This is a genomic window from Methylocystis sp. NC52PC, assembly GCF_055698645.1.
The window spans coordinates 452,732-476,658 of sequence record NZ_CP170127.1 but is presented as its reverse complement, the minus strand read 5'-3'; the positions used below and the strand labels follow the sequence as shown (position 1 = coordinate 476,658).

General features: G+C 66.3%; 29 protein-coding genes and 1 pseudogene. 9 read left to right on the top strand and 21 right to left on the bottom strand.

The annotated features are described in order from the left end of the window. Position 1 precedes the first annotated feature (1 nt). From ACETII_RS04200 to ACETII_RS04190, 3 genes are all read right to left on the bottom strand, one after another. Positions 2-1,279: a 3-deoxy-D-manno-octulosonic acid transferase gene (locus tag ACETII_RS04200; RefSeq protein WP_472787243.1), complete on the bottom strand. Its 1,278-nt coding sequence runs from the start codon at positions 1,277-1,279 to the stop codon at positions 2-4. Between the two features lie 147 nt (positions 1,280-1,426). After that, positions 1,427-1,681 (bottom strand): DUF4170 domain-containing protein, encoded by a 255-nt coding sequence (locus ACETII_RS04195; protein ID WP_363349659.1) that lies wholly within the window; start codon positions 1,679-1,681, stop codon positions 1,427-1,429. Beyond that, positions 1,678-2,502 (bottom strand): inositol monophosphatase family protein, encoded by an 825-nt coding sequence (locus ACETII_RS04190; RefSeq protein WP_363349658.1) that lies wholly within the window; start codon positions 2,500-2,502, stop codon positions 1,678-1,680. The genes ACETII_RS04195 and ACETII_RS04190 overlap by 4 nt, the downstream gene beginning before the upstream one ends. Positions 2,503-2,734: 232 nt before the next feature. On the opposite strand from ACETII_RS04190, the gene ACETII_RS04185 reads away from it, so the two are divergent. Further along, a complete protein-coding gene (locus ACETII_RS04185; RefSeq protein WP_472787242.1) occupies positions 2,735-3,253 on the top strand; it encodes a DUF6101 family protein in 519 nt (172 codons plus the stop codon). Between the two features lie 6 nt (positions 3,254-3,259). On the opposite strand, the gene hdeA is transcribed toward ACETII_RS04185, so the two are convergent. From hdeA to ACETII_RS04150, 7 genes are all read right to left on the bottom strand, one after another. Continuing rightward, a complete protein-coding gene (gene hdeA / locus ACETII_RS04180) occupies positions 3,260-3,586 on the bottom strand; it encodes an acid-activated periplasmic chaperone HdeA (RefSeq protein ID WP_472787241.1) in 327 nt (108 codons plus the stop codon). A 129-nt stretch (positions 3,587-3,715) separates the two neighbouring features. Next, a complete protein-coding gene (locus ACETII_RS04175) occupies positions 3,716-4,276 on the bottom strand; it encodes a YqhA family protein (protein ID WP_363349655.1) in 561 nt (186 codons plus the stop codon). 90 nt (positions 4,277-4,366) lie between these two features. Next, complete coding sequence (locus ACETII_RS04170; RefSeq protein WP_472787240.1) at positions 4,367-5,476, bottom strand: CobW family GTP-binding protein; 1,110 nt, start codon at positions 5,474-5,476, stop codon at positions 4,367-4,369. Positions 5,477-5,602: 126 nt separating this feature from the next. Beyond that, entirely contained in the window at positions 5,603-6,478 is an 876-nt protein-coding gene (locus tag ACETII_RS04165; RefSeq protein WP_472787239.1) for a metal ABC transporter substrate-binding protein, read from the bottom strand. Positions 6,479-6,484: 6 nt separating this feature from the next. Further along, on the bottom strand, positions 6,485-7,354 hold the full coding sequence (locus tag ACETII_RS04160; protein ID WP_363349652.1) for a metal ABC transporter permease: 870 nt from the start codon (positions 7,352-7,354) through the stop codon (positions 6,485-6,487). Continuing rightward, entirely contained in the window at positions 7,344-8,117 is a 774-nt protein-coding gene (locus ACETII_RS04155) for a metal ABC transporter ATP-binding protein (protein WP_472787238.1), read from the bottom strand. The genes ACETII_RS04160 and ACETII_RS04155 overlap by 11 nt, the downstream gene beginning before the upstream one ends. Then, complete coding sequence (locus ACETII_RS04150) at positions 8,114-8,323, bottom strand: hypothetical protein (protein ID WP_472787237.1); 210 nt, start codon at positions 8,321-8,323, stop codon at positions 8,114-8,116. Before ACETII_RS04150 ends, ACETII_RS04155 begins: the two co-directional genes overlap by 4 nt. A 240-nt stretch (positions 8,324-8,563) precedes the next feature. Between ACETII_RS04150 and rpsU the strand changes: the two are divergent. Together rpsU and ACETII_RS04140 are read left to right on the top strand one after the other, a co-directional pair. Then, a pseudogene (gene rpsU, locus ACETII_RS04145) lies at positions 8,564-8,782 on the top strand (30S ribosomal protein S21); the annotation flags it as partial. A 112-nt stretch (positions 8,783-8,894) separates the two neighbouring features. After that, positions 8,895-9,740 carry a tetratricopeptide repeat protein gene (locus tag ACETII_RS04140; protein WP_363349649.1) on the top strand — a complete coding sequence of 282 codons (846 nt, stop codon included), beginning with the start codon at positions 8,895-8,897 and terminating at the stop codon, positions 9,738-9,740. Positions 9,741-9,849: 109 nt separating this feature from the next. Here ACETII_RS04140 and ACETII_RS04135 read toward each other — a convergent pair whose 3' ends face one another. Together ACETII_RS04135 and ACETII_RS04130 are read right to left on the bottom strand one after the other, a co-directional pair. Continuing rightward, positions 9,850-10,668, bottom strand: a complete 819-nt coding sequence (locus ACETII_RS04135) for a class I SAM-dependent methyltransferase (RefSeq protein ID WP_363349648.1) — start codon at positions 10,666-10,668, stop codon at positions 9,850-9,852. 117 nt (positions 10,669-10,785) lie between these two features. Next, positions 10,786-11,493 carry a TerC family protein gene (locus ACETII_RS04130; protein WP_472787236.1) on the bottom strand — a complete coding sequence of 236 codons (708 nt, stop codon included), beginning with the start codon at positions 11,491-11,493 and terminating at the stop codon, positions 10,786-10,788. 187 nt (positions 11,494-11,680) lie between these two features. Between ACETII_RS04130 and ACETII_RS04125 the strand changes: the two genes are divergently transcribed. After that, positions 11,681-12,100 carry a PRC-barrel domain-containing protein gene (locus ACETII_RS04125; protein WP_363349646.1) on the top strand — a complete coding sequence of 140 codons (420 nt, stop codon included), beginning with the start codon at positions 11,681-11,683 and terminating at the stop codon, positions 12,098-12,100. A 305-nt stretch (positions 12,101-12,405) separates the two neighbouring features. Here the strand turns inward: ACETII_RS04125 and ACETII_RS04120 are convergent, their stop codons facing one another. From ACETII_RS04120 to dapF, 3 genes are all read right to left on the bottom strand, one after another. Continuing rightward, positions 12,406-12,792 (bottom strand): hypothetical protein, encoded by a 387-nt coding sequence (locus tag ACETII_RS04120; protein WP_363349645.1) that lies wholly within the window; start codon positions 12,790-12,792, stop codon positions 12,406-12,408. Positions 12,793-12,997: 205 nt separating this feature from the next. Beyond that, positions 12,998-14,170, bottom strand: coding sequence for a MiaB/RimO family radical SAM methylthiotransferase (locus tag ACETII_RS04115; protein ID WP_472787235.1), 1,173 nt, complete (start codon positions 14,168-14,170; stop codon positions 12,998-13,000). Then, positions 14,167-15,027, bottom strand: a complete 861-nt coding sequence (gene dapF / locus ACETII_RS04110; protein ID WP_472787234.1) for a diaminopimelate epimerase — start codon at positions 15,025-15,027, stop codon at positions 14,167-14,169. Before dapF ends, ACETII_RS04115 begins: the two co-directional genes overlap by 4 nt. Positions 15,028-15,172: 145 nt before the next feature. Here dapF and ACETII_RS04105 point away from each other — a divergent pair, with 145 nt between their 5' ends. The 3 genes from ACETII_RS04105 to ACETII_RS04095 all read left to right on the top strand — a co-directional run bounded on the left by ACETII_RS04105 (position 15,173) and on the right by ACETII_RS04095 (position 17,984). Further along, entirely contained in the window at positions 15,173-15,865 is a 693-nt protein-coding gene (locus ACETII_RS04105) for a GyrI-like domain-containing protein (protein WP_472787233.1), read from the top strand. Positions 15,866-15,997: 132 nt separating this feature from the next. Further along, positions 15,998-16,354, top strand: a complete 357-nt coding sequence (locus tag ACETII_RS04100; protein WP_363349641.1) for a copper resistance CopC family protein — start codon at positions 15,998-16,000, stop codon at positions 16,352-16,354. A gap of 1 nt (position 16,355) precedes the next feature. Next, positions 16,356-17,984, top strand: a complete 1,629-nt coding sequence (locus ACETII_RS04095) for a copper resistance D family protein (RefSeq protein ID WP_472787232.1) — start codon at positions 16,356-16,358, stop codon at positions 17,982-17,984. On the opposite strand, the gene ACETII_RS04090 is transcribed toward ACETII_RS04095, so the two are convergent. The 3 genes from ACETII_RS04090 to ACETII_RS04080 are packed head-to-tail and all read right to left on the bottom strand — an operon-like array spanning position 17,969 to position 19,669. Next, complete coding sequence (locus tag ACETII_RS04090) at positions 17,969-18,838, bottom strand: hypothetical protein (RefSeq protein WP_472787231.1); 870 nt, start codon at positions 18,836-18,838, stop codon at positions 17,969-17,971. The two genes, ACETII_RS04095 and ACETII_RS04090, sit on opposite strands and share 16 nt — an antisense overlap. Before the next feature lie 22 nt (positions 18,839-18,860). Then, positions 18,861-19,082, bottom strand: a complete 222-nt coding sequence (locus ACETII_RS04085) for a helix-turn-helix domain-containing protein (RefSeq protein ID WP_472787230.1) — start codon at positions 19,080-19,082, stop codon at positions 18,861-18,863. Next, on the bottom strand, positions 19,082-19,669 hold the full coding sequence (locus ACETII_RS04080; protein ID WP_472787229.1) for a DUF2975 domain-containing protein: 588 nt from the start codon (positions 19,667-19,669) through the stop codon (positions 19,082-19,084). Before ACETII_RS04080 ends, ACETII_RS04085 begins: the two co-directional genes overlap by 1 nt. Before the next feature lie 102 nt (positions 19,670-19,771). Here ACETII_RS04080 and ACETII_RS04075 point away from each other — a divergent pair, with 102 nt between their 5' ends. After that, complete coding sequence (locus ACETII_RS04075; protein ID WP_472787228.1) at positions 19,772-20,389, top strand: hypothetical protein; 618 nt, start codon at positions 19,772-19,774, stop codon at positions 20,387-20,389. A 55-nt stretch (positions 20,390-20,444) separates the two neighbouring features. On the opposite strand, the gene carA is transcribed toward ACETII_RS04075, so the two are convergent. Further along, entirely contained in the window at positions 20,445-21,635 is a 1,191-nt protein-coding gene (gene carA / locus ACETII_RS04070) for a glutamine-hydrolyzing carbamoyl-phosphate synthase small subunit (RefSeq protein ID WP_472787227.1), read from the bottom strand. A gap of 216 nt (positions 21,636-21,851) precedes the next feature. Between carA and ACETII_RS04065 the strand changes: the two genes are divergently transcribed. Beyond that, on the top strand, positions 21,852-22,301 hold the full coding sequence (locus ACETII_RS04065; RefSeq protein WP_363349634.1) for a GatB/YqeY domain-containing protein: 450 nt from the start codon (positions 21,852-21,854) through the stop codon (positions 22,299-22,301). On the opposite strand, the gene ACETII_RS04060 is transcribed toward ACETII_RS04065, so the two are convergent. Together ACETII_RS04060 and thiD are read right to left on the bottom strand one after the other, a co-directional pair. Further along, entirely contained in the window at positions 22,302-23,024 is a 723-nt protein-coding gene (locus ACETII_RS04060; RefSeq protein ID WP_472787226.1) for a hypothetical protein, read from the bottom strand. A 90-nt stretch (positions 23,025-23,114) separates the two neighbouring features. Then, positions 23,115-23,921, bottom strand: a complete 807-nt coding sequence (thiD, locus tag ACETII_RS04055) for a bifunctional hydroxymethylpyrimidine kinase/phosphomethylpyrimidine kinase (RefSeq protein ID WP_472787225.1) — start codon at positions 23,919-23,921, stop codon at positions 23,115-23,117. Positions 23,922-23,927: the final 6 nt, after the last annotated feature.

Sequence of the window (23,927 nt, the reverse complement as noted above, 5' to 3'; positions counted from 1 at the left end):
CTCATCGCCCCGCAATGGCGACTTGCGCGAGGAAAGGTTCGACCGCGGCGATGATGCCGCGAGCGGCGCCGCCGAGTTTCTCCACCGTCTCGACGCCGGCGCGGCCCATGCGCCGCATGCGCGCGGGGTCAGAAAGGAGATAATGGACCGCGCGCGCCAGCGTCTCCGCGTCGGCGACGCGCGCCGCCGCCTTCGCAGCGGCGAGCTCGTTATAAACCTCGCTGAAATTGTCGACATGCGGCCCGAACAGAACCGCACAGCCGAGCTTCGCCGGCTCGATCGGGTTCTGCCCGCCCCCGGGCATAAGCGACTTGCCCATGAAAACCACGCCGGCGCTGCGGAAGACGAGCCCGAGCTCTCCCACCGTATCGGCGACATAGACGCCGATGTCGCGGCGCGGTTCGCCGTCGCGCGTGCGCAGGCCGACTGCAAGGCCGCGCGCCGCCGCGAGCTCCGCGACCGCGGCGCCGCGTTCGCGATGGCGCGGCACGACGATGGTCAGAAGCGACGGGATTTTCCGAGCAATCTCCGCATGCGCCGCAAGGATGATCTCTTCTTCGCCCTCATGGGTCGACACTGCGGCCCATACCGGACGGCCGCCGATCGCGCCGCTGAATTCGGCCAGTCGCGCCGCGTCGGCGGGGGGCGGGGGCGCGTCATATTTCAGATTGCCGGCGATGCGCACGCAGGGCGCGCCGAGCGCAATGAAGCGCGCCGCGTTTTCGGAATCCTGCGCCAGGCAGAGATCGACGCCGCCGAACAGCTTGCGGGCGGCGCCCCGCAGGCTCTGCCAGCGCTCCGCGGATTGGCGTGAAATCCGGGCGTTGGCCAGAACGAGCGCAATGCCGCGCCGATGCAGCGACGCGACCATGTTGGGCCAGAGTTCCGACTCGGCGAAGATGGCGATGTCGGGCCGCCAGTAGTCGAGGAACTGCTCGACGAATTGGGGGGCGTCGAGCGGCATATACTGGTGGAAGGAGCCGGCCGGCAGCCGTGCGGCGAGCAGCCGCGCCGAAGAGACCGTGCCGCTCGTCACCAGCACTTCCGCGCCGCGCTGAATGAACCGCTCGATCAGCGGCAGCAGGGAGAGCGATTCGCCGAGGCTCGCGCCATGCAGCCAGACGAGGCGCCCCGGCGGCCTGTCGCGCGAGGCGAGGCCGAGGCGCTCGTCGAGCCGGGCCGGGTCTTCCTTGTCGCGAGAGGCGCGCCAGTTGAGCGCGGCCCCGGCGAGGGGCGTCAAAGCGATGGTCGCCAGTCGATAGAGCTTCAGAAGCGGCATGATTCCCGTTCGTTTGACCCTGGCCGCGCCTTGCGCCAAGGCCGCGGGCGCCGGCAAAGGGGTTCCCTCCCGCCCCCGCCGAAGGGCCTCACTTATCGTGCCGAAAGCGGGCTGAATTTAGGAAAGCGCCTGCCTGCTTGTCTGATTTCAGAGCTTGTCGTGTTCCGGGTCCAGCAACTTGTAGAGGTGCACGACGAAATAGCGCATATGCGCATTGTCCACGGTCGACTGCGCCTTGGCTTTCCAGGCGGCGAGGGCGCTGTCGTTGTCTGGATAAATGCCGACGACGTCGAGCTTCGACGGGTCGCGGAAGGAAACGCCGTCGAGCGTCTCGAGCTCGCCGCCGAAGACGAGATGCAGAAGCTGCTTTTCCTGTTTCGGGGGCGTCGCATGCTTTGTCATGACCACTTTATTCCTTTCGAAACGGTCCGGGCGATGGCGAGAGTTTCCTCAATAAGCGGCTTGGGCGCGGCCACCAGCATGCCGCGTTTCGACGAGCTGCGGTTATAGGTGAGCGCGCCACCCTCCACCTCGGCCAGCGCGACCCCGGCTTCGCACAAAATGACGTCGGCGGCGGCGATGTCCCAGTCGCGGGCGTTGGGGGAAGAGATCACGAGGTCGTGACGGCCCGCGGCGATGTCGACGAGGCGCAGCGCAAGGGACGGCGTGCGCGGCGCGAGCGCGATGTTTTGGGGCAAGTCGGCAAGCCGCGCATGCAACGGACGCGGCGCGATCGCGAGCGCGCCGGCAAGCGATTCGCGAATCCGCGGCCCGAGCCGCTCGCCGTTCAAGAAGGCGCCCTGTCCGCGCGCGGCGGTGAAGGTCTCTCCCCGCGCTGGCGCGTGCACCACGCCGGCCGTCGGTCGGCCGCCTTCGATCAGCGCGATCGAGACGGCCCAGCGTTCGTCGCCCTGCGTGAAGGCGTTGGTGCCGTCGATGGGATCGACGATGACAATGCTCTCGCGCGACAGCCGCGCGTCGGTATCGGCCGTTTCCTCGGAGAGCCAGCCGGCCTGCGGCGCGAGGCGGCGCATCGCTTCGAAGAGAAAGCGGTCGACCGCGAAATCGGCCTCCGTGACCGGCGAACCGCCGCCCTTGTAGGAAATGGCCGCCGCCGTCCGCGCGCCGCGCCTGAAATAGCCCATGGCGATGTCTCCGGCTTCGCGCGCGACATCCTCCAGGCGGGACAGGAAGGCGGACAGATCGGATTGGGCGAGGGGCATCGAATGAAGCAGTAGGGGAGGCGTCGCGCGCTCGCAAGCCGGTCCGGGATGCGAATTGCCGACAATTTGAACAATCGCCTTTCCGGCTGCTTCACCCTGAGGCCGCAATCCAGTCGGAAAAGCAATGGTTTATGTGCAATTTACCGTGCTTGTTAGCAACTTGCGGCGCCTCCCCGCGCAAAACTTCGTCTCATCAGGGCGAGCGACGCCCAAGGGCAGCGGGGAGAAAGACATGTTTGACGCCGGTCATGCGAACAAAAGCGAGGAAGCGCTTTTCGTGCAGCGCGACTGGCGGGCGGATGGCGGGTCGCGCCGCGTGCGGGTGACGCTCCGCGACATTCTCATCGCGCGGCGCTTCGGCGGCGTGAAAATGAGAATCACCGTCCCGGTCCCCGCCTATCGGGGGGTGCTGCTCGAAGTCGCGGCGGGGGCGGCCGGCGCGCCGCGCTATCGCCTGCTGCTCGCCCATCGCGACCGCGATCTCGATGTGGTGCTGGGCGAGACCCAGGACAGCGCCGCGGCCGCCGCCGACTGGAAATATTGGGCCGCCTGGCTCGACTTGCCCCGCCTCGCGGCGGAGAGCGAAGACGCCGCGAAGGCCGGCGCCCGTGAAATTGCCCCGCCGCCGCGCCGCGGCGCCTCCTCGGTTCGCCGCCGGCGTCCGCGCTTCCTGGCCTTGCGCAAGGGCGGCGACGCCCGCCGCATGGCCGAGATTTTCGCCGGCGAGCGCGAGATCGCCTGCTACGAGTGAGGCGGCTTAGAGTTTCTCTTTCAGCTTCTTGGCCTCCGCCTCGACGGCGCCCCACGCGCTCTTGAGCTTGGTCATGAAGGAGCTGCTCGGCTCCTTCTTGCAGTCGTCGATAATCATGGGAACGACCTTTTCCGTTCCTTCGATGTCGACGACGCCGCCGGGCTTGCCGCTCTTGGCCTTGGCGGTCGCCCAGTAGATCACTTTCGGCTGGAAGTCGCCTTCTACGGCGAGGAACTCCTCGCAGCTCCAGTTGGAGACGGGCTTCTTGGCGTCCGCCTGCGCGGATTGAGCGCAAAAGGCGGCGACGGCCAGGACGAGATATCGCAGCTTCATGAAAGGCTCCTTCAAATCTTGTCTTTCCAAAGAGCGCGCCCGCCTCGCCAGCTCAGGCGAGCGACACGCTCATCTAATGAGTTTAGGCGCTTCGTGGCGAGATTGCACGGGAGCGGCGCTCCCGCGACGTCACGAGCCGCCTGGCGCGTCGATCTTCGTCCCCGGCTCCTCGGCAGGCGTCGTCTTCTTTTCAACCTGCCCCGATATGGTGACGCGCTCCGAAAAGGCGAAGAGCACGGTCGACAGCACGAACGTCAGATGGATGGCGATGTAATAAGTGAGGTCGCGCTCTTCGAATTTCGGCACGTCCATGAAGACTTCGAGAAGCTTGATCGCCGAGATGGCGACGATGGTGGTGAGCAGGTTGAGCTTGAGCTGCGGAAAGTCGATGCCGCCCATCCAGTTCGGCCAGCCCTCGCGCGGCGTCGCCGGCACGCCCGAGACGAAATTTTCATAGACCGAGATGGTGACGATCATGACGAGCGCGCCGGTGAGCGTCAGGTCGATGAGCCCGAGCAGCTCCAGGATGATCCTGTCTTCGGTGCTGGAGCCGATGGAGAGCAGAATGCCGAGGACGTGGCGCGCGGCGTTCACCATGAGCGCCAGCAGCCCGAGCGTCAGCATCACGAAGAAGGGCGCCAGCAGCCAGCGGGAGAGAAACAGATAGTGCTCCAGCAGGCGCTTCAGCATGTCGGCCTCTTTGGCGCGACATGCGCCCCGCGCTTATCAAACTAGGCGCGGGGCGCGAGGGGGCCATCCCAAACCGTCGTTGCGCGCGTTTCAGGAGACGACCTTGTCGAACCCCTCCCGGATGAGGTCTTCCTTCAGTTTGCGCCCGATGAAGACGAGGCGCGACTCGCGCGGCTCGTTCTCCCTCCACTCGCGCTGCAGGTCGCCGTCGAGAATCATGTGCACGCCCTGGAAGACGAAACGGCGCGGTTCGTTCTTGAAGGCGACGATGCCTTTGCAGCGGAGAATGTCCGGCCCTTCCTGCTGCACGAGCTCATTGAGCCAGGGAACGAAGCGTTCGGGATCGACGTCGCCCGGATGGCGAAGGGAGATCGACTGCATCTCCGTATCGTGGATTGCCTTCAGATGGCCATGGCTGTCGTGCTCGTGGTGGTCATGATGCGCGTGGCCATGATCATGGTGGTCGTGGCCGCATCCGGGGCCGCACGCGTGATCATGATCGTGATGGTGGTCGTGACGATCATGGTCATGGCCGTGATCATGATCATGGTCCTCGGCCTCGAGGAAATTGGGTTCGATCTCCAGAATGCGCTCGAGGTCGAAGGCGTTGCGCTCGAGCACGGCTTGGAGCGGCACATCCGCCTTCACGGCGCGATGCAGCGTGGCGTAGGGGTTGATGCCCCGGATGCGCGCTTCGATTTCTTCGAGCTCTTGCGGCGTGACGAGATCCGTCTTGTTGATAATGACAACGTCGGCGAAAGCGATTTGCGTCTTCGCTTCCGGCGCGTCCTTGAGACGGTGACTGAGCCATTTGGCGTCGGCGAGCGTCACGACCGCGTCGAGCCGGGCGGCGTCCTTTACGTCGGCGTCGACGAAGAAGGTCTGGGCGACGGGGGCCGGATCGGCGAGCCCCGTCGTTTCGACGATGATGGCGTCGAACTTGCCGCGCCGACGCATCAGCCCCTCGATGATGCGAATGAGGTCGCCCCGCACGGTGCAGCAGATGCAGCCGTTGTTCATCTCGAAGACTTCTTCGTCGGCGCCGACGACGAGGTCGTTGTCGATGCCGATCTCGCCGAACTCATTGACGATGACCGCGTAGCGGCGGCCATGCTGCTCGGTGAGAATGCGGTTGAGGAGCGTTGTCTTGCCAGCGCCGAGATAGCCGGTGATGACGGTGACGGGAATCTTGTCGCTCACGGAAACATTCCTGTGTCTGTCGAAGCCGCCTCTCCCTCCCCTGCTGAGGCAGAAGTGAGGACGCGCGCCGATAACGGTCGCGATCTACCCGTCACCGGCGCAAGCGGGAGAGGGGCGGGGAGGGGCTTAGGGCCTCAAAGCTTTGGCCAATTCTCTAACATTGTGGCGCATCATGTCGATATAATTTGCGCCGCCTTCGCCGGGGCCGGACAGCGCGTCCGAATAGAGCGTGCCGCCGATGCGGGCCCCGGTCTCCGCGGCGATGCGCTTTGCGAGCCTGGGGTCGGCGATATTCTCCAGAAACACAGCCCCGACCTGATTTTGCTTCACGGCCTGAATGATGCGAACAATGTCGCGGGCGCTGGCCTCGGCTTCGGTCGAGACGCCCTGCGGGGCGATGAAGGCCACCCCATAGCGCGCGGAGAAATAACCGAAAGCGTCATGGGTCGAGACGACCCGGCGCCTGTTCTCCGGGATTGCGCCGAGCGTGTCGACAATCTCTCTGTCGAGGGCGTCGAGCCTGACGAGATAGTTTCCCGCGCGACTCCGGTAGGCCTCGGCGCCGGGAGGATCCGCGGCGATGAGGGCGTCGCGAATTTCGCCGACGTAGATCTTGGCGTTGGCGACGTTCTGCCAGGCGTGGGGATCCGTTCCCTCTTCGCCGGCGCGCGACGTCACGCCGTTCCCGAGCGTCACGACGGTCCCCTTGCTCTTGGCCGCGGCGATGAGGCGGTCGAGCCAGCCCTCGAAGCCGAGCCCGTTGACGAAGATGACTTTCGCCTGGGCGATGCGCCGCGCGTCGGCCGGCGTCGGCTGGTAGACATGGGCGTCGCCGTCGGGCCCGACCAGGGTCGTCACGACGACGCGGTCGCCGCCGATTTCCTGAACGAGGTCTCCGATGATGGAGAAGCTCGCAACGACGGGAAGCTTCTCGGCGTCGGCTGCGGCCGGCGCCGCGAGCGTGGCGAGAAGCAGGCCCAAAATGCAGCGGCGGGTGGGCATGAAACGTTATCCTTCAAGATGCCGGCGAGGGCGCTTCAGGCGAAGCGCGCCGCCGGCGCGTCCGAAAATCAGCGAGCCGAGATAAATGAGGCCAGCGGCCAGGATGATGGCCGGGCCGGTCGGCGCGCCGGTCTCGTTGGAAAAGACCAGCCCGGCGTAAACGCAGGCCATCGCGAGGACGGCGGCCAGCGGCAGGGCGACCGACAGCTCATGCGTCCAGAGCCGCGCGGCGGCGGCGGGCAGCATGATCAGGCCGACGGCCATCAGCGTGCCGAGCGCCTGAAACCCGGCGACGAGATTGAGCACGACGAGCGCGAGGAAAAGGAAGGGGACGAATTCGCCGAATGGCGTCGTCTGGCGCAGGAAAAGCGGATCGAGCGTGTCCATGACCAGCGCGCGGTAGAAGAGCGCGAGCGCGACAAGCGTCAGCGTGGAGACGCCCGCGAGCATATAGAGCGACGCGTCGTCGAGGCCGAACACGGAGCCGAACAGCACATGCAGGAGGTCAACGCTGGAGCCCTTGAGCGACACCAGCGTGACGCCGAGCGCGAGCGAGACGAGGTAGAAGGCCGCCAGCGAGGCGTCCTCGCGCAGCGTGGTGAAGCGTGAGGCGGCGCCGGTCGCGAGCGCCACGACCAGGCCGGCGACGAGGCCGCCGAATGTCATCGCCGGCAGCGACAGGCCAGCTACGAGATAGCCGACGGCGGCGCCCGGCAAGACCGCGTGCGACAGCGCGTCGCCGGCAAGCGACATGCGCCGCAGGATCAGAAAGACGCCGAGCGGCGCGCCCGAGACGGCAAGCGCCAGCGCCCCGACGAGCGCGCGGCGCATGAATTCATAATCGAGGAAGGGCGACACGAAGATCTCAGTGAACATGCGCCGCGTCCTCGTCGCGCAGACATTCGCGCGCCTGCCTGTCATAGGCTTCGGACATGGCGCGCGCCCGCGCCAGATTGTCGGCGCAGAGCGTCCCCTGCGTCTCGCCCCAGGCGATGGGTTCGCGGGCGAGCAGCAAGGTTTGCGGAAAGGCGCGGCGCGCGAGGTCGAGCTCGTGCAGCACCGCGACCACCGTCCGCCCCTCCGTGCGCCACTGCGCGACGAGCGCGAGCAGATCCTCGGTCGTCGACTCGTCGATGGCGCCGAAAGGCTCATCGAGCAAAATCAGCCGCTGATCCTGCACAATGAGGCGCGCGAACAAAGCGCGCTGCATCTGGCCGCCGGAGAGCGTATCGATCGGCCGATCCTCCATGCCGGCCATGCCGACGCGGTCGAGGGCCGCGTCGGCGCGGACCCGCTCCGTCGCGTCGAGGCGCCCGAAGAGGCCGATCCGCCGCATCGCGCCCATGGCGATGAAATCGCGCACATTGATGGGAAAAGAGCGGTCGACCTCGATGAGCTGCGGCAGATAGGCGACCTCCCGCGCGGATAATCCTGCGCGGTCGATGCGGCCGCCGAGCGGCGGCAAGAGCCCCGCCAGCGCCTTCAAGAGCGTGGATTTGCCCGCGCCGTTGGGACCGCAGACCGCGAGCGCCGCGCCTGGCGCAATCTCGCCGTCGAGATGATGAACGGCGGGGCGCCGGTCGTAGCCCAGCGTGAGATTGACGAGGCGGACGGACCCCGGAAGGGCGGCAACGGTCAATGGAGCGCCCAATAAACTCCCGCCCAGAGGAGGGCGATGACGAAGGAGACCCCGGCCAGACGCGCGCCCGCCGAGGCCTCGAGCGGCGACAGGCGGTCCTGGCGTCGGCCGGATTGGCGCAGATGCGCATGCGCCGGACGCGTCAGCGCTTCGCCGCCGGCGTGGTCATGGGCGTGGCGATGGCCTCGGGTGGTCGCGTCGATCATGTCAAACGTTATAATATAACGCGACGCCAGAACAAGGGCCCCGGCGCTCCTGGCCTTGGCCACCATTTTTGACGCTTCGGGCGGGGGAACGACGCTTCCGCCATGGACAGGGCGCCGCGACTCTGGTATCTCCCCAGCACGGGTCAGGCGCTCCGCAAGCGCCCGGAGACCTGTTCCCTATTTGGACAGCCTGGCTCCAGACAGCCTGCCAGGCCGCCCCACAGAAAGCAGGATGGTTTCGTGCAAGTTCTCGTTCGCGACAACAATGTCGATCAGGCTCTGAAGGCGCTGAAGAAGAAGATGCAGCGCGAAGGCATCTTCCGCGAGATGAAACTGCGCGGCCATTACGAGAAGCCGTCCGAGAAGCGCGCCCGCGAGAAGGCCGAGGCCGTCCGCCGCGCCCGCAAGCTCGCCCGCAAGAAGCTGCAGCGCGAGGGTCTGCTGCCGGTGAAGGCCAAGGCCACCGGCCGCTAAATCGTATTTTTGCCGTTTGGTGAACGCTTTTTTAACGCCCTGGGCGGCAAAGAACGGACTCGTTTGGAAGCGTTGACGGACGAGAGGGTCTAAAGGCATGGGCTTTCGCCTAACGGCTTGCCGACGGGTTTTGCTCGGCGGCGCGGCGCTGTCTGTGCTTGCGCTCGGCGGCTGCGAGACGGCGAGCGGCATTCGGCCGCCGGGCCGCGGCATCGCGGAGATCGCCGACACCGACCCCAAAGCAGCCTCCGCGAATATCGAATCGCTTTCCGAAGTGATCCGGCGCAACCCCACGAGCGCGGAAGCCTATAATACGCGCGGCGTCGCCTATGCTCGCGTCGGCTCCTTTCAGGAAGCCATCGCCGATTTCACCCAGGCGACGAAGATCGATCCCAACAACGCCGCCGCCTACACCAATCGCGCGCTCGCAAGCCGTCAGGCGGGACAGAACGAGGCGGCGCGCGCCGATTTCGACCGCGCCGTTCAAGCCAATCCCAACCATGCGCCGGCCTATGTCGGGCGCGCCAATCTGTTGCGCGCGCAGGGCAATCTCGATCAGGCGCTGTCCGACCTCGACACGGCGATCCGCCTCAATCCCGAGAACGCCCAGGCTTTCCACGCGCGCGGGCTGATCTATCAAAAGCGCGGCGACAACGCCCACGCGGTCACGGATTTCGACAACGCCATCGACCGCGATCCTTTCGCGGCGGCCCCGTATCAGGCGCGCGGCGAGAGCTTCGTGGCGCTTGGCAAATATGACAAGGCGATCGAGGACTTCAACGCGGCGCTCAACGTCGACAACAAGAATTCGCTCGCCTGGGCCTGGCTCGGCCTCGCCTATGATAAGAGCGGCAATCGCGCCAAGGCGGTCGACATTTATCAGCGCGCCTTGCAGCTCGATCCGCAGCAGCAGATCGCCAAGCAGGGACTGCGCGGCGGTTAGCCGGCGGGCGCCCCTCCCCTCTCATAGGAAAGCTTTACGACGGGCCCCGCGGCGCGGCCGTCATTGTCGGCATTCATCGCTCGGCAATGACGGTCTGAGGGCCTTGCAATCAAGCCTGGGTCTTGATGCCGATGAAGGTGCCGCGCATGTCGGTATGGTAGTAGCCTTCCGTCATGCTTTTGGCGATGTCCTCGCCGAGACCGTCGAATTGCTCGAGCACCAGATCGAAGCCGGCGTCGCGGATGGTCTGGAGAAGATATTCGCGCTGTATCCAGAACGACCGCGTGTTGTCCCAGGACGACCAGCGATGCTCTTCTCTTTTGCGGAAAGAATCCTTATCGAGAAATTCGGCGAACCAGCGCCCCGGCACGCCTTCGTTTGTCGTCAGCGGCGAGAGATTATGGATCGGATGCTGGATGTCGTAGGTCGCGGCGAAATGCGTCTGAAAGATTGCGATCCGGCTCGTTAGCGAGGAAATCATCTCGATGAATTTCCGCGGCTGTTCGAGGTGATACAGCAGACCGCAGCAGAACACGCCGTCGAACTTGCCGTATTTGCGCAGGTTCCAGGCATTGTCCTTGACGAAGGTAAGATTGGGCAGATCGGTTCTCGCCTTGACGAATTTGCACGCGGCGAAGTTCGATTCCCGCACCTCGAGGCCCGTGACCGAGAAGCCCAGTCTGGCCAATTCGACCGAATATCCGCCCTCGAGGCAGCCGAGATCGGCGAGGCGAATGTTTTCCCGATCTTGCGGGAAGACAGTCGTGAGAATGCGCCGCGCGGCGACGAACCAGGGAACCTGATCCATCGGCGTTCCGTCAGGCTTCGTATAGGTTCCGTCATCGAGACGAATATTGTGCGCGGTAAAGGTCGGGACGCCGGAATCCTGGCCCTGACCGATCCATTTACGAAGACTGGAGAGTGACAATTTTTCTGCCCGCTTATTGGATTAAGTCGCCGAAACTAGCAGAGGGGCAGAGCTCGAGCAACCTGACCCCCGTCGGCGGGGCGCGGCGCAACCTTGCAGGGGGCGAAGCAACGTCTGCTATCCGCCATGTTTCTCGCGGTCGCGCTGATCCTCGCGCCATTGGCGGTAGAGTTGAATCAAAAAGGCGACGACCAGGACGATCGCCGCGCCGCCGATGGACAAACTGCGCTCGAGAGCCGCGTGGTCGAAGCCATGCAGCGTTTCAGCGACGGCGGGGTCGGTCGCGGCCATGTCCCCCGCGACCCAGCCCAGGAGGCCGGCCCCCGCCCAGACCAGCGCTGGAACCCGCTCGAGGATCTTGAGCAGGAAGCCCGCGCCAAACATCACGATCGGGACAGAGAGCGCGAGGCCGAAGACGATGAGATAGGTCGAGCCCCGCGCGGCCGCGGCGATCGCGAGAACATTGTCGAGCGACATCACGGCGTCCGCCATGATGATCGAGATGACCGCGCCCATGAGATCGGGCTTGGCCGCCACGTCCGAATGCTCGGTCTCGTCGATGAGAAGCTTCACCGCAACAAGGAGCAGAAGGAGCGAGCCGAAGACCTTCAGATAAGGAATGCTCATCATCTGCACGACGAGCAGCGTGAAGATGACGCGCAGGATCACGCCGCCGAGCGCGCCCAAGAAAACGCCCCAGCGCCGTTGCCGGACGGGCAGGCTGCGGCAGGCGAGGGCGATGAGAATCGCATTGTCGCCCGACAGCAGAATATTGATCCAGATGATCTCGAGGACTTCCCAGCTGATCGTGAGTTGCGAGTCCATGGAGTCCTTTCCCGGCTGCGGCGCGCGCCGACTGCATTAGCCTGTTTCGCCCCGGGGCGAAAGGATGCGCCTCTGTGAGCCCTTCGGCGTCTGCGGCGACGGAACATTTGCGGCGAAGATTTGTTCACTTGGCTCAGCGGACCTCGTGAAAGGTCCGGCAGTCGGTTTTGAGGAGGCGACGATGGGAATGGCGACGCAAAGCGGCAATCTGATCTCCAGCGAAAACGTCGAAGGCACGGCCGTTTATGACCCCTCCGGCAACAAGATTGGCCAAATCGATCATCTGATGATCGACAAGGTGTCGGGGGTCATTCGCTATGCGATCATGACCTTCGGCGGTTTCCTCGGGATCGGCGAAGGCGAGCATCCGCTGCCGTGGAAGGCGTTCAAATATGACACGAACCTCGGCGGTTACGTGACCAACGTCACCGAGGATCAGCTCAAGAACGCCCCCGAATATACCGATCAGAGCTGGACGGACCGTGACTGGGAGTCGCGTCTGCATCAGCATTTCGGCTCGCGTCCCTATTGGGAGGAAGGCGGCGCCGGCATGGGCTCGACGAGCACGCAGTCGGGTCGCGGAACCGACCAGACGGCCGGCTTCTGATAGACGGACCCAAGGGCAGGGCCGCCGAGAGGCGGCCCTGCTTTTGTACGCGCCGGTTTCGTCGTTGCGGAGAGACGTTCGCGAAGAAGGTTTTGCTCTAACGTAATGCGACCGCGCAGTGCTCGCGGTTGCAGATCTTTTGAACGCACTGCGACCGCGCAGTGCGCCGGTTGCAGGTCTTTTTAACGCAATGCAACCGCGCAGTGCGCCGGTTGCAGGTCTTTTTAACGCAATGCAACCGCGCAGTGCGCGGTTGCATGTCTCGTGGCTCCGGCGGAGGGCAGGGGGCCGGTCTGCAGAATTAATCAGCAGGGGCAGCGGCAGGAACCGCCGCTATAACCGTAATAGGCCGGGTAGGCCGGGTAGGCCGCGCCGTACGTGCCGCAGCCCATGGCTGGGTAGCCAGAGCCCCAATAGCCATAACCGTAGGGAGACGTGGCTGCGCCGAGCGCCAGTCCGCCGAGCAGGCCGGCGCCGAGGCCCAATCCCAGGCCGCCGCCGTAGCCCCATCCGCCATAGCCCCAGCGCCCGTAACCCCAGCCCGGACGGAATCCGCCGTAGCCCCAATGCCGGCCCCATCCGCCGCCCCAGCCATAGCGCCCCCATGCCGAGGCGGGCGTTGCGACCGCCAGCGTGCTGACGAGCATCGTGGCGGCGAGTGCGGTCGTAATCATCTTGCGTGTGTTTGTCATCGCTACGTCTCCAAGGGTTGTTGTCGGACAAAGCCCCAGGGCCACCCGTGCAACGCGAGGTCATTTTTCTTGTTCCGGCGCGTCGAAAGCTCAGAGACTGACAGCCGCCTGCCCTCGACGGGCCAGGATCGCCGCGCGCCAATGACTTGCGGCGCAGAAAATTTTTCTTGGTTTTTGCGCCTGACGCGAAGGCGCCGATCGACGCCTACGATGAGGCGCCGCGATCGAAGCTGACCTCGAGCGCGCGTCCGTCGTGTCCAGTCACGCGCGCCTCGATCATGCTGCCGGCGGGAACCTCCGGCGTATGCGCCAACGTGAAATCGGCCGCGCGCGCCATGCCGCCGCGTTCGACGAGGAGGCGCAGGGTCTTGCTCTGCTGGGCGTCGAGATGGCGCGCGAGGGCCTGTTCGCCACTTTGCCGCAGCAGCGCCGCACGCGCCTTGGCGACGTCGTGCGCAACCTGCGGCATGCGCGCCGCCGGCGTGCCGGGGCGCGGCGAAAAGGGAAAGACATGCAGATGCGTCAGGCCGCAGTCGTCGACGAGCGCGAGCGTCCGCGCAAACATCTCTTCCGTCTCTGTGGGAAAGCCGGCAATGAAATCGGCGCCGAAGACGATATCGGGCCGCGCCGCGCGCAGCCCCTTGCAGAAGCGGAGGGCGTCGCCGCGCAAATGGCGCCGCTTCATGCGCTTGAGAATGAGGTCGTCGCCAGATTGCAGCGAGAGATGCAGATGCGGGCAAAGACGCTCTTCCTCGCTGAACGCGACGAACAGCTCCTCATCCGCTTCGATACAGTCGATCGACGAGAGGCGCAGCCGGGCGAGATCTTTGACCGCGCCGAGCAGCAACCGCACGAGCCCGCCGAGCTTCAGCCCATCGGCGTCGTAGCTCGTCAGATCGACGCCGGTCAGCACGATCTCCTGCTTGCCTTTCTCGACGAGCGCGCGGGCTTGGGCGACAATTTCCTGCGGCGCCGCCGACCGGGAAGCGCCGCGCCCCGCCGGAATGATGCAGAAGGTGCAGCTGTGATCGCAGCCGTTCTGCACGGCGAGGAAGCCGCGCGTGCCCTCCTCCGCCGTCGCCGCACGCGTCGCCGGCTGTTCGGCGATGACGCGCGAGACTCCCGACATCGCTTCGAAGCTTTGGGGATCGATGCGCGCCGCGCAGCCGGCCACGACGATCTGCGCCTGCGGCCTTTCCCGATGCAGTCGACGTATAGCCTGGCGCGCCTGTCGCGTCGCTTCAGCGGTGACGGCGCAAGTATTGACGATGACGGCGTCGGCCGCGCCGGCGTGTTCACGCGCGAGCGCTTCGGAGTCGACCATATTCAGTCGGCAGCCGAAGGTGAGGGTCTCGACTGGGCGCGCCGGCGCGTTCACCTCGCCGCATCCTCGAATAGCGCGGCCGTGAGCCGCGCCTCGAATTCGAATTCCACCGGCCCGGTCATCAGCACGTGATTGTCGGCGCGCCAGTCGATCGTGAGGTCGCCGCCGGGCAGCCCCAGACGCGCGCGCCGCTCGCTCAACCCGGCGCGCACGGCGGCGACGAGCGTGGCGCAGGCCGCCGATCCGCAGGCCTGGGTGGCGCCCGTGCCGCGCTCCCAGACGCGCAGCAGAATGTCGTCGCGCGCGAGGATCTGCGCGAAGGAAATATTGGCGCGCTCGGGGAAGAGCGGGTGGCGTTCGAGCCTTCCTCCGAGCGTCTCGAGCGCGACGGCGCGCGCGTCCGGCACGAAGAACACCGCATGCGGATTGCCCATGCTGACGGCCGAAAAATGCGGCGGCGCGCCTTCGACCGGCGGGTCCAGCGCCACGGCGCGGGTGTCGGCCTGCCGCGCGAGCGGGATCTCGCGCCAATCCAGCCGCGGCTCGCCCATGTCGACGGTGAACAGCGTCTCCGCCTCGCGCCGCGTCTCGATCCGGCCGGCGTCGGTTGCGAGCAGGAGCCGCTCCTTGCCTTCCTTTGCGAGCGCATAGGCGACGCAGCGGGTTCCATTGCCGCAGGCGCCCGAACGCGAGCCGTCGACGTTGTAGATGCGCATGAAGGCGTCGTCGCCCTCGGCGCGCGGGTCGTGCACCGCCATCAGCTGGTCGAAGCGCAGGCCCGGCGCGGCCGCGATGGCGCGCGCCTCCTGCGGCGCGAGCACATGGTCGAGCCCGCGCAGGTCGAGCACCAGAATTTCATTGCCCGCGCCGTTCATGCGCAGGATCGGTCGATTGTCGAGCGGATGCGGCATCGGTCCTTCCAAAGGCGTCTCGTATATAGAGACTGCGCCGCCCAAGGGCTACTTTGACAAACGCCGCTTTGCCACGCCCACACCTCTGTCGCATTTTCGCGCGAGGAAGGCAGGCGATTCGCGGCGTGGAAGGACGCATCGAGACATGGACGAGGAACCCGGTCTGATCGACAGCTTGCGGACGCATTGGCGGTCGCTGGCGATTTTCACCTTGCTCGTCGCGACGGCGGCGATCGTGGCCGAGCGTCGGTTCGCCGCCGGGCCCGAGGAGGGGCCGGAAAAACCCGCCGCCGCCGCACCCGAGGCCGCAAAGCCAGACGCCGCCGCGCCGCAGGACGAGGCGGCGAAGCCCGCGACCCCCGACGCCGCGCCCGCCGTCGCGAGCGAGACCGTCATGGTCGACCCCCGCCCCGCAGCGGTGCTGAAGGGGCAGGGCAAATGGGAAGGCGCGGCCAAGACGCTTTCCGACGCCATCAAGAAGCTCAACGCCGCCGTCGCCAAGGCGGGATTGACCGCGAACGGCCGGACGATCGCCGTCTTCACCAAGACCGACGATACAGGTTTCACCTTCGAGGCCATGGCCCCGTTGAGCGCGGCGCCGGAAGGCAAGCCGAAGCTCGCCGATGGGGTGGAGATCGGCTCTTCGCCCTCCGGCAAGGCGATGAAATTTCAGCATCGCGGCGCCTATGACGAGATTGACGCCACTTATGAGGCGATCGCCGCCTATCTCGACGAGAAGGGGCTCGACACCAAGGATCTGATCATCGAGGAATATCTGAATGATTTCAAAGGCGAAGACGCTGAGGTCGACGTCGATATCTACGTCTTTGTGAAGTAACTGGGGAGCCTGCGCGCGATTCGGGCCAGGGAGGGGAGCGGGCGGATGCGGCCCTGCGGGGCATTGCTCGCATCTCGCGGAATCGGCTAAGCAGCAACGGCTCGGCCGAAAGGACGGCCGCGGGTCGACATCATGCGCATATTCCGACTTTTCTGCCTTTTCGCGTGCCTCGCCCTCACGGACGGCGCCGCCGAGGCGCACGCCATTGTCCTGAACTCGACGCCGCGCCCCGACGCGACGGTGAAGGGCGAGAGCATCGCGATCGAAATCCGCTTCAATAGCCGGATCGACGCGGGCCGCTCGCATATCAAGCTCGTCAAGTTGGACGGCGACGTCGTCTCTCTGCCGCTCGCCAATTCCGCCTCCGAAGACACGTTGCAAGCGACGGCGACCGGGCTCGCGCCTGGCGGCTACCGGCTGCACTGGCAGACGCTCAGCCCGGATGGGCACATCACGCAAGGCGACATACCGTTCCGGGTCAGCCGCTGACATGCAGCTGTTTATCGAAATTTACGGCTTTCTCAGCGTGGTTCTGCGCGGCTTTACCCTGGCCGCACAGTCAGTTGCGGTCGGCGGGCTCGCTTTTCTGCTGATGCTGGTCTGGCCGCTCGCCGGCGCGCTCGGCGCGTCGGGCCCCGTGCTCGAGCGCCGCGCTCTGCGGCTGGTTTTCCTCTCCGCCTGTGCGCTGCTCGCCGCTGAAGCGCTCGCGGCGGCGGCGCTCACCCTCATGCTGGCCGGCACGCTGGAAATCCCCATCGATCAGGCGGCCGAAGCGCGCGCCGTGGCGGTCGATCTCATGGCGGCGGTTCTCGGCGCGGTCATCGCGCTCGCCGCCTGGCGCGCCCGGCGCGGGGGCGGGGCCATCCGTTCGGCCGCGCCGGTGCTGGCGGCGCTACTGCTCGGCGTGCAGGCCGGCGCCACCCACGCCGTCAGCCAGTTCGAGGGCGCCGTCGCGCTCGCCGCGGCCGAACTGCTCCATATGGGCGGGGCGGCCGTCTGGATCGGCGGCATCCCCTATTTTCTGATGGCGCTCACCGACGTAACGGACCCGACCGCCCGCGCCAGCGTCGCGCGGCGCTTCTCGCTCATGTCGGTTGGGGCTGTCGCGGCGCTGCTCGCCGGCGGCCTGTTGATGGCGGTCTACTACGTCGGGACGCCGCGGGCGCTCTACGGCACCTCCTATGGCGTGATGCTCACCGCCAAGATCACGCTGCTGCTCGGCCTGCTGTTCCTCGGCGGCCTCAATTTCCTCGCCGTGCGCAAGTTGAAGAACGAGCCGGCGGGCCCGCTTCTGCGCACGCGCCGTTTCGCCGAGACGGAGATCGGCGTCGGCCTCACGGTCATTTTCTGCGCCGCGTCGCTCGCCTCGCTGCCGCCGGCGCGCGACCTCCCCAACGATCGGGCGAGTTTCGCGGAGATCGTCGACCGGCTGGAGCCGCGACTGCCGATACGGCTGGATAGTCCGGATTTCGAGGCGCTCTCCGCCGCTCTGCCGCCCGAGGCGCTGAAAAACCTGCCGCCGGGCGCCCAGCCGCCGCGCTCGCCGGCCGACATCGCCTGGTCGGAGTATAATCACCACTGGGCGGGGCTTTTCGTCGTCGCCATGGGCGTGATGGCGCTCCTGGAGCGCATGAGCCGGCGCCTCGCGCCCGTCATGCGGCACTGGCCGCTGGTCTTTCTCGGCCTCGCGGGCTTCCTGTTTCTGCGCGCCGACGAAGCGGTCTGGCCGTTGGGCCGGCTCGGCCTCATCGAGAGCCTGCGCGATCCGGAGATTGCGCAGCACCGGCTGCTGACCCTGCTCATCGTCGCCTTCGGCCTCTTCGAGTGGCAGGTGCGGCTCGGGCGCATCAAGGCGTGGTGGGCGGCTTATGTCTTTCCGATCAGCACGGCGACGGCGGCGGCCTTTCTGCTCACCCATTCGCACGCGCTCAGCAATCTCAAGGAAGAGACCCTGATCGAGATCACCCACACGCCGCTCGCCCTCGTCGGCGTCGCGGCGGGCTGGTCGCGTTGGCTGGAGTTGCGGCTCGATGGCGAGGCGAAGAAGATCGCCGGGCTCGTCTGGCCGGTGGCCTTCATCTTCGCCGGGCTGATGCTGGTGTTTTATCGCGAAGCCTGAAGGCCCGCCGAAAAATCCGTCCAGCGCTCCGACGGCGCCGCTCCGAAGGCCACGCGGAACGCCGCGTCGAAAGCCTCGCCGCTTTCCAGACCCCGCATCAGCGCGAAGAAGGCGCGGCGGTCGCTCTCGCGCAGCCAGCCGATGAAGAGCGCCGCCTGCCGATAGGCGAGACGCTGCCGGAACGTGCGCAAATCGCAGCCCGCGTCGCAGGGGGGCGCGGCGGCGAAAGGGATCGACAGGAAATTGGTCCAGGGGGACTGATCGAGAATTATCGCGTAGCCATGACGGATCGCCTCGCGCGCCTCGGCGTCGCTGACGCTCTCCGCCGCGCCGCCGTCGGAAGCCAGCACCGCGAGCCCTTCGGTGAACCAGTGCGGCGGCCGCGGCGCCTTGCGCGGCCGCCAGCCGAAGAAATGCACATGCGAGAGCTCATGCGTCAGCACGCTGGCGAGGCGGTCGCCTTCGCTCTTGCAGAGCGTTGGCGACAGCACGGCCCGCCCCGCGCGGGACACCCCGGCGACCTTGCGGTCGTTCAGCCCATTGGCGCGGGCGTAAGTCTCGAAATCGTCGTAGACGCCGACGACAGGCGGTCTTGCGAAGGGGCGCCCGTGCTCGGCTTCGATCTTGGCGACCGCGCGGAGAAGGACGGCCGCCACGGCCTCGGCGCAGGCGCGCGCCTGCGGCTCATAGTGCACCCTTGCGTCGCCGGGGAGCGCGGGGAGATCGGCGGGGTCGTTGAACTCGGCCAGCAAGGCGGCGCGCAGTTGCGGCTTTATGGCGAGCGAGAGGAGGACGGCCGCGACGAGGGCGAGGGCGGCGGAGGCGAGGATTTTGAAGACTCCCGAGAGCGTCATCCCTCGCCTCCTATGCCGCGCTTCAGTCCGAGGCGTTGTCATCCGGGCGAAATTCCAGAAGGTCGCCGGGCTGACAGTTCAAAACCTCGCAGATTTTTTCCAGCGTATCAAAGCGCACGCCCTTCACCTTGCCTGATTTCAGCAGGCTGACGTTTTGCTCGGCGATGCCGATCTGCTGCGCGAGGTCGCGCGAGCGCATCTTGCGTTTGGCGAGCATGACGTCGAGGTTGACGATGATGGGCATCAGACGATCTGCGCGTTTTCGTCGGCGATTTCGGCAGCTGTCTTTTGTATATGCGCAGTCGCGAGAAGGCCAAAGAGCAACAGGAGCAAGGCGAGATCGTTTGGAATGAGATAGACGCTCAAGATCCGCAGCTTTTGACCGGCGGGAAAATGCAGAGTGAGCAGGACGGAGAGCAACGGGCGCGTTGCAATGTCCAAAGATTGCGCGACGATGCCGAAGAGTGCGGTGCGTCGTAGCCAGAGCGCCGAATCCAGCACGAAAATGCGCCCGTCGAGATAAAGCGTGAACAGACGCCACGCGCTATAGCAGGCATAGGCGGCCAGCAGCCATATGACGAATTGCACGGCAAAGGCCGAGGCCTGCTGCCAAGGCTCGATCTGGGACAAATCTTTGTTCAGCATATGCCCATGATGGGCGTCGATGGCCGCCACGTCGCTCCAATAGGCGGCGAGGCCGTAGAGCAACCATAGTGCAAAGATCACGGCGGAAAAGCGCGTGGCCTGGCAAATCCAGCCGATGCGCCGACGCAGCGCGGTTTCCAATTCGCGGGGGGTCGGCTGAGAGGAGAGGGGAAGCGCCTCGATCATTTTGAGCCTCAGGAAGGAAGGAATGCCCGTTCAGTCCAAGTTGACACATGAATAATTTAATGTAAAGCATTAAAATATTCGTTTTCAGAATGGAGTCTGCCGATGCGATCGAGCTTGTGGCTGTCCCGATTGATATCTGGCGTCGGCCTTTTCACCCTTGCGGGCTGCATCCCGATTGCAACGCAATGGAAGCTGCGCCATTTCAACCCGGCGACCGCCGACATCGCCCAATTGCGCGTCGCCGTGCGGCCGCCGGCCTGGGCCACGGCGACGCCGGAGAGAACGGTTCTTGCCGCGAAATACGAGTTCGCTGACGGCGGCCCGGGGCGGACGCTCGACATCCATCTTCGCCGCGGAGCGCATCCGGAAGATCGCGTCGCGCTCGAGCGGCTCACGCCGGCCGCTGAGTCGCTCGTCGTCTACGAGGCGGCGGCCGCGGATCTCGTCGCTATCAGGGCCTTTCAAGCGGAAATCGGGAAAGCCGATCAGGGCGGCCGCCACGGTCGCGGCGAGGCGACGGTCGTCGGCAGCCTCGCCTGTCGAACCGCCGATATCCCGGAGGGCCCAATTCTGGTCGACGCCTATATCCACGCCAGCGACGAGCTTGGCTGGCTCCCGCTCGCTGAGGCGGCCGATCTCAAGGCGTATATGCCGGCGAACGAAAACGTCGAGGAGCGCGCGCCATTTTGCGAGAAACCGGCCGGCCGCGCGGCGCGCTGAGACGCCCCCTCTCTGTCCCTCTCCCGCGTCGACGGGGGAGGGGTGGGAAGCGGCCTTACGCCGCCTTCGCCTTCTCCATCATCTCGACGAACCGCTTGAACAGATAATGGCTGTCCTGCGGGCCGGGCGAGGCCTCGGGGTGGTGCTGGACGGAGAAGGCCGGGCGGTCGGTGAGCGCAATGCCGCAATTGGAGCCGTCGAAGAGCGAGCGGTGGGTCTCGACGGCGTTGGGCGGCAGGCTGTCGCGGTCTACGGCGAAGCCGTGGTTCATCGAGACGATCTCGACCTTGCCGGTGGTGAAATCCTTCACCGGATGGTTCGCGCCATGATGGCCCTGCGGCATTTTTTTCGTCTTCGCGCCGACGGCCAGCGCCATCATCTGATGGCCGAGGCAAATGCCGAAGGTCGGCACCTTCGCCGCCAAGAGGTCGCGGATCACGGGCGCCGCGTATTTGCCGGTCTCGGCCGGATCGCCGGGCCCGTTGGAAAGAAAGACGCCGTCGGGATTGAGCGCCAGAATCTCCCGGCTCGTGGCCGTGGCGGGCGCAACGATCACCTCGCAGCCCTGATCGGCGAGCAGGCGCAGAATGTTGCGCTTCACGCCATAGTCGATGGCGACGACGCGGAACTTCGGCTGGCCGTCGCGCGCGCCATAGCCGGCGCCCAGACGCCAGGGCGTCTCGCTCCAGTCATAGCGCTCCTTGGCGCCGACCGAGGGGACGAGGTCCATCCCGTCGATGCCCGGCCAGGCGGCGGCCTTGGCCTTGAGCGCGGCGAGGTCGAACCTGCCGTCCGGCGCGTGGGCGATGACGGCGTTGGGCATGCCGCGCTCGCGGATGAGCGCGGTCAGCGCGCGCGTGTCGATGCCGTAGAGCGCGACGATCCCGCGCTGGGCGAGCCAGTCGGCGAGCGGCGTATCGGCGCGGAAATTGGAGGGCTCGGTCACCGGCTGGCCGAAGATCGCGCCGACCGCCCCGGCGCTTTTTGCGAGGTCGACCGTCTCGATGTCCTCGTCATTCGCGCCGACATTGCCGATGTGCGGGAAGGTGAAGGTGACGATCTGCGCGGCGTAGGAGGGGTCGGTCAGGATCTCCTGGTAACCGGTCATCGCCGTGTTGAAGCAGACCTCGCCCACGGCCTCGCCCACGGCGCCGAGGCCATAGCCCTCGATCACTTCGCCGCTCGCGAGCACCAGCACGCCGGTATGCACCGGCTTCGTCCAGCCATTGTCTTGATCGAGGGTCATCGTTCCGTCCGTTGCGTTCGGCGGGCGGCCGCTATTGACAGCCGCCCGGCCGCGCGTCATGCCCGCGCTCGACGCGGGCATCCATGTCCGGTGATGTCGTCACCGCGATGCGCCGGCCCGTCGGCGTGGATGGCCGGGACGAGCCCGGCCATGACGCTTTTAAGAAATTTCACAGCCAGGTGGATGTAATCCATCCGCCCCCCAAATGGAAACCCTATGCGCGAGAAGATCACACAGGACTTGAAGGACGCGATGAAGGCGGGCGACCGCGCCAAGGTCGACGCTTTGCGGCTCATCAACGCGGCCCTGAAGGACAAGGACATCGAGGCGCGCGGCTCGGGCAAGACCCTCTCCGAGGACGACGTGCTGGCGCTTCTGCAGAAAATGATCAAGAGCCGGCAGGAATCGCTCGACATCTACGAAAAGGCCGGTCGGACCGATCTCGCCGAGAAGGAAAAGGGCGAAATCGCCGTGATTTCCGCCTATCTGCCGCAGCAGCTCTCGGAAGCCGAGGCGGCCGAAGCGGTGAAGGCGGCGATCGCCGAGACGGGCGCCGCCTCCATCAAGGACATGGGCAAGGTCGTGGCCGCGCTCAAGGCGAAATACACGGGCCGCATGGATTTCGCCAAGGCCAGCGCCGCGGTGAAGGCGGCGCTGAGCGGCTGATCAGCCCTTCAGCCAGTCGCCGAAGGCGAGCCACCAGGGCGTCGTCGAGACGATGAGGCGGAGCGGCTGCATGGCCAGAATGAAAAGCCCGCCAAAGAGATAGGCGGGGTGGACGCGCCGCCGCGACGCGAAATCGTAGACGATGCAGGCGATGACGAAGAGATCCTGAAGGCCGAAGGAGGCGAGCGGCCCGCCGAGCGCGAAGACGCCGGGAATGCGCGCGATCGCCGCGTCGAGCATGGCGATGCTCGCGAGCAGCATCAGCCGTTTGTGCGTCTCGCGGCGCTTGCGCAGCAGAAAGCCGGCGCCGGCGAGAATCGCGAAAACGGTGATGCCGAAAAAGGGCAGCACCAGGAAGGAGCGCGGATCGAGCCCCGGCGGCGTGTGGTTGGTGCGGATGGCGTGAACGGCCGCCATGACGCCCAGGACGACCATCACGGCGGCGAGACCGAAGCCCGCGAGGCCGAGCCTTTTATGCAGCGCTGGCCTGTCATTGGCGATGAGCGACGCCTGCACGAGGAAAATCACGTACCAGGACGCGAAGGCCGCGCCATGCAGATGCAGGAGCGGCGGCAGCGGCGGCGCGCCGGAGAACGTCTTGAGGAAGAAGGTCGGCGCGAAGCCGACAAAGACCGTCACGGCCATCGCCGCCGCCATGGCCGTATAAAACAGCTTGTCCTTATTCGTTGTCGAAAGCGTTGAGGATGAAGTCGCCGCCGTCATTTGCAGCCCCCCTTATGGCGCATGAACGGGCTTCACCCTAAGATGTTGCCGGCTTGAGCTGAATACGTAATCTCCCCGAGCGCGCGCCTGCTAAGCGCCTCCCCACAGGGCGTAGAAATGATGCGGCGGCCCGCGACCCGCGCCGAGGTCGAGCGCCTCCGCCGCCTCCAGCGCGCCCTCGAGCCAGACTTTGGCGGCGGCGATGGCGTCGATCAGCGGCGCGCCCTTGGCGAGGCCGGCGGCGATGGCGGAGGAGAGGGCGCAGCCCGTGCCATGGGTGTGGCGGGTCTCGATTCGGCGGCCGTGGAACAGCCTGGTTTCGCCCTCCGCGACGAGGACGTCGACCGGATCCCCCGCGAGGTCGCCGCCCTTGACCAGCACCGCCCGGGCGCCGGCCTCGATCAGCAGGCGGCCCTGCGCCGTCATGTCCGCGACGTTGCGGGCCTGCGGCGTCTCGGTGAGCGCTGCGGCCTCGAAGACATTGGGCGTGACGAGCCGGGCCAGCGGCAGCAGGGTCACGAGCAGCGCGCGCTCGAGCCCGGCGGCCGCGAGGCTCACGCCCTGGGTCGGGACCAGCACGGGGTCGAGCACGAGGTTTCGCGGCGCGTCTCCCAGCGCCGCGGCGACGGCGGCGGCGATCTCGGGCGTCGCGACCATGCCAATCTTGATGGCGTCAGGGCGAATGTCCGACATCACGGCGGATATCTGCGCCGCGACAATATCGGGCGCCAGCGGATAGGCGGCGACGACGCCGCGCGTGTTCTGCGCCGTCAGGGCGGTGATCGCCGCCATGCCGTAGCAGCGGAAGGCGGAAAAGGTCTTCAGATCCGCCTGCGCCCCCGCGCCGCCGGAAGGATCGGAGCCGGCAATGGCGAGGAGCTTCGGAATTTCGCTCAAACCGGC

What these genes read in the sequence shown, in the direction of transcription:
- ACETII_RS04200 (WP_472787243.1), bottom strand. Translation starts at nt 1,279, where the DNA reads ATGCCGCTTCTGAAGCTCTATCGACTGGCGACCATCGCTTTGACGCCC.
- ACETII_RS04195 (WP_363349659.1), bottom strand. Translation starts at nt 1,681, where the DNA reads ATGACAAAGCATGCGACGCCCCCGAAACAGGAAAAGCAGCTTCTGCAT.
- ACETII_RS04190 (WP_363349658.1), bottom strand. Translation starts at nt 2,502, where the DNA reads ATGCCCCTCGCCCAATCCGATCTGTCCGCCTTCCTGTCCCGCCTGGAG.
- ACETII_RS04185 (WP_472787242.1), top strand. Translation starts at nt 2,735, where the DNA reads ATGTTTGACGCCGGTCATGCGAACAAAAGCGAGGAAGCGCTTTTCGTG.
- hdeA (WP_472787241.1), bottom strand. Translation starts at nt 3,586, where the DNA reads ATGAAGCTGCGATATCTCGTCCTGGCCGTCGCCGCCTTTTGCGCTCAA.
- ACETII_RS04175 (WP_363349655.1), bottom strand. Translation starts at nt 4,276, where the DNA reads ATGCTGAAGCGCCTGCTGGAGCACTATCTGTTTCTCTCCCGCTGGCTG.
- ACETII_RS04165 (WP_472787239.1), bottom strand. Translation starts at nt 6,478, where the DNA reads ATGCCCACCCGCCGCTGCATTTTGGGCCTGCTTCTCGCCACGCTCGCG.
- ACETII_RS04160 (WP_363349652.1), bottom strand. Translation starts at nt 7,354, where the DNA reads ATGTTCACTGAGATCTTCGTGTCGCCCTTCCTCGATTATGAATTCATG.
- ACETII_RS04150 (WP_472787237.1), bottom strand. Translation starts at nt 8,323, where the DNA reads ATGATCGACGCGACCACCCGAGGCCATCGCCACGCCCATGACCACGCC.
- ACETII_RS04140 (WP_363349649.1), top strand. Translation starts at nt 8,895, where the DNA reads ATGGGCTTTCGCCTAACGGCTTGCCGACGGGTTTTGCTCGGCGGCGCG.
- ACETII_RS04130 (WP_472787236.1), bottom strand. Translation starts at nt 11,493, where the DNA reads ATGGACTCGCAACTCACGATCAGCTGGGAAGTCCTCGAGATCATCTGG.
- ACETII_RS04125 (WP_363349646.1), top strand. Translation starts at nt 11,681, where the DNA reads ATGGCGACGCAAAGCGGCAATCTGATCTCCAGCGAAAACGTCGAAGGC.
- ACETII_RS04120 (WP_363349645.1), bottom strand. Translation starts at nt 12,792, where the DNA reads ATGACAAACACACGCAAGATGATTACGACCGCACTCGCCGCCACGATG.
- dapF (WP_472787234.1), bottom strand. Translation starts at nt 15,027, where the DNA reads ATGCCGCATCCGCTCGACAATCGACCGATCCTGCGCATGAACGGCGCG.
- ACETII_RS04105 (WP_472787233.1), top strand. Translation starts at nt 15,173, where the DNA reads ATGGACGAGGAACCCGGTCTGATCGACAGCTTGCGGACGCATTGGCGG.
- ACETII_RS04100 (WP_363349641.1), top strand. Translation starts at nt 15,998, where the DNA reads ATGCGCATATTCCGACTTTTCTGCCTTTTCGCGTGCCTCGCCCTCACG.
- ACETII_RS04095 (WP_472787232.1), top strand. Translation starts at nt 16,356, where the DNA reads ATGCAGCTGTTTATCGAAATTTACGGCTTTCTCAGCGTGGTTCTGCGC.
- ACETII_RS04090 (WP_472787231.1), bottom strand. Translation starts at nt 18,838, where the DNA reads ATGACGCTCTCGGGAGTCTTCAAAATCCTCGCCTCCGCCGCCCTCGCC.
- ACETII_RS04085 (WP_472787230.1), bottom strand. Translation starts at nt 19,082, where the DNA reads ATGCCCATCATCGTCAACCTCGACGTCATGCTCGCCAAACGCAAGATG.
- ACETII_RS04080 (WP_472787229.1), bottom strand. Translation starts at nt 19,669, where the DNA reads ATGATCGAGGCGCTTCCCCTCTCCTCTCAGCCGACCCCCCGCGAATTG.
- ACETII_RS04075 (WP_472787228.1), top strand. Translation starts at nt 19,772, where the DNA reads ATGCGATCGAGCTTGTGGCTGTCCCGATTGATATCTGGCGTCGGCCTT.
- carA (WP_472787227.1), bottom strand. Translation starts at nt 21,635, where the DNA reads ATGACCCTCGATCAAGACAATGGCTGGACGAAGCCGGTGCATACCGGC.
- ACETII_RS04065 (WP_363349634.1), top strand. Translation starts at nt 21,852, where the DNA reads ATGCGCGAGAAGATCACACAGGACTTGAAGGACGCGATGAAGGCGGGC.
- ACETII_RS04060 (WP_472787226.1), bottom strand. Translation starts at nt 23,024, where the DNA reads ATGACGGCGGCGACTTCATCCTCAACGCTTTCGACAACGAATAAGGAC.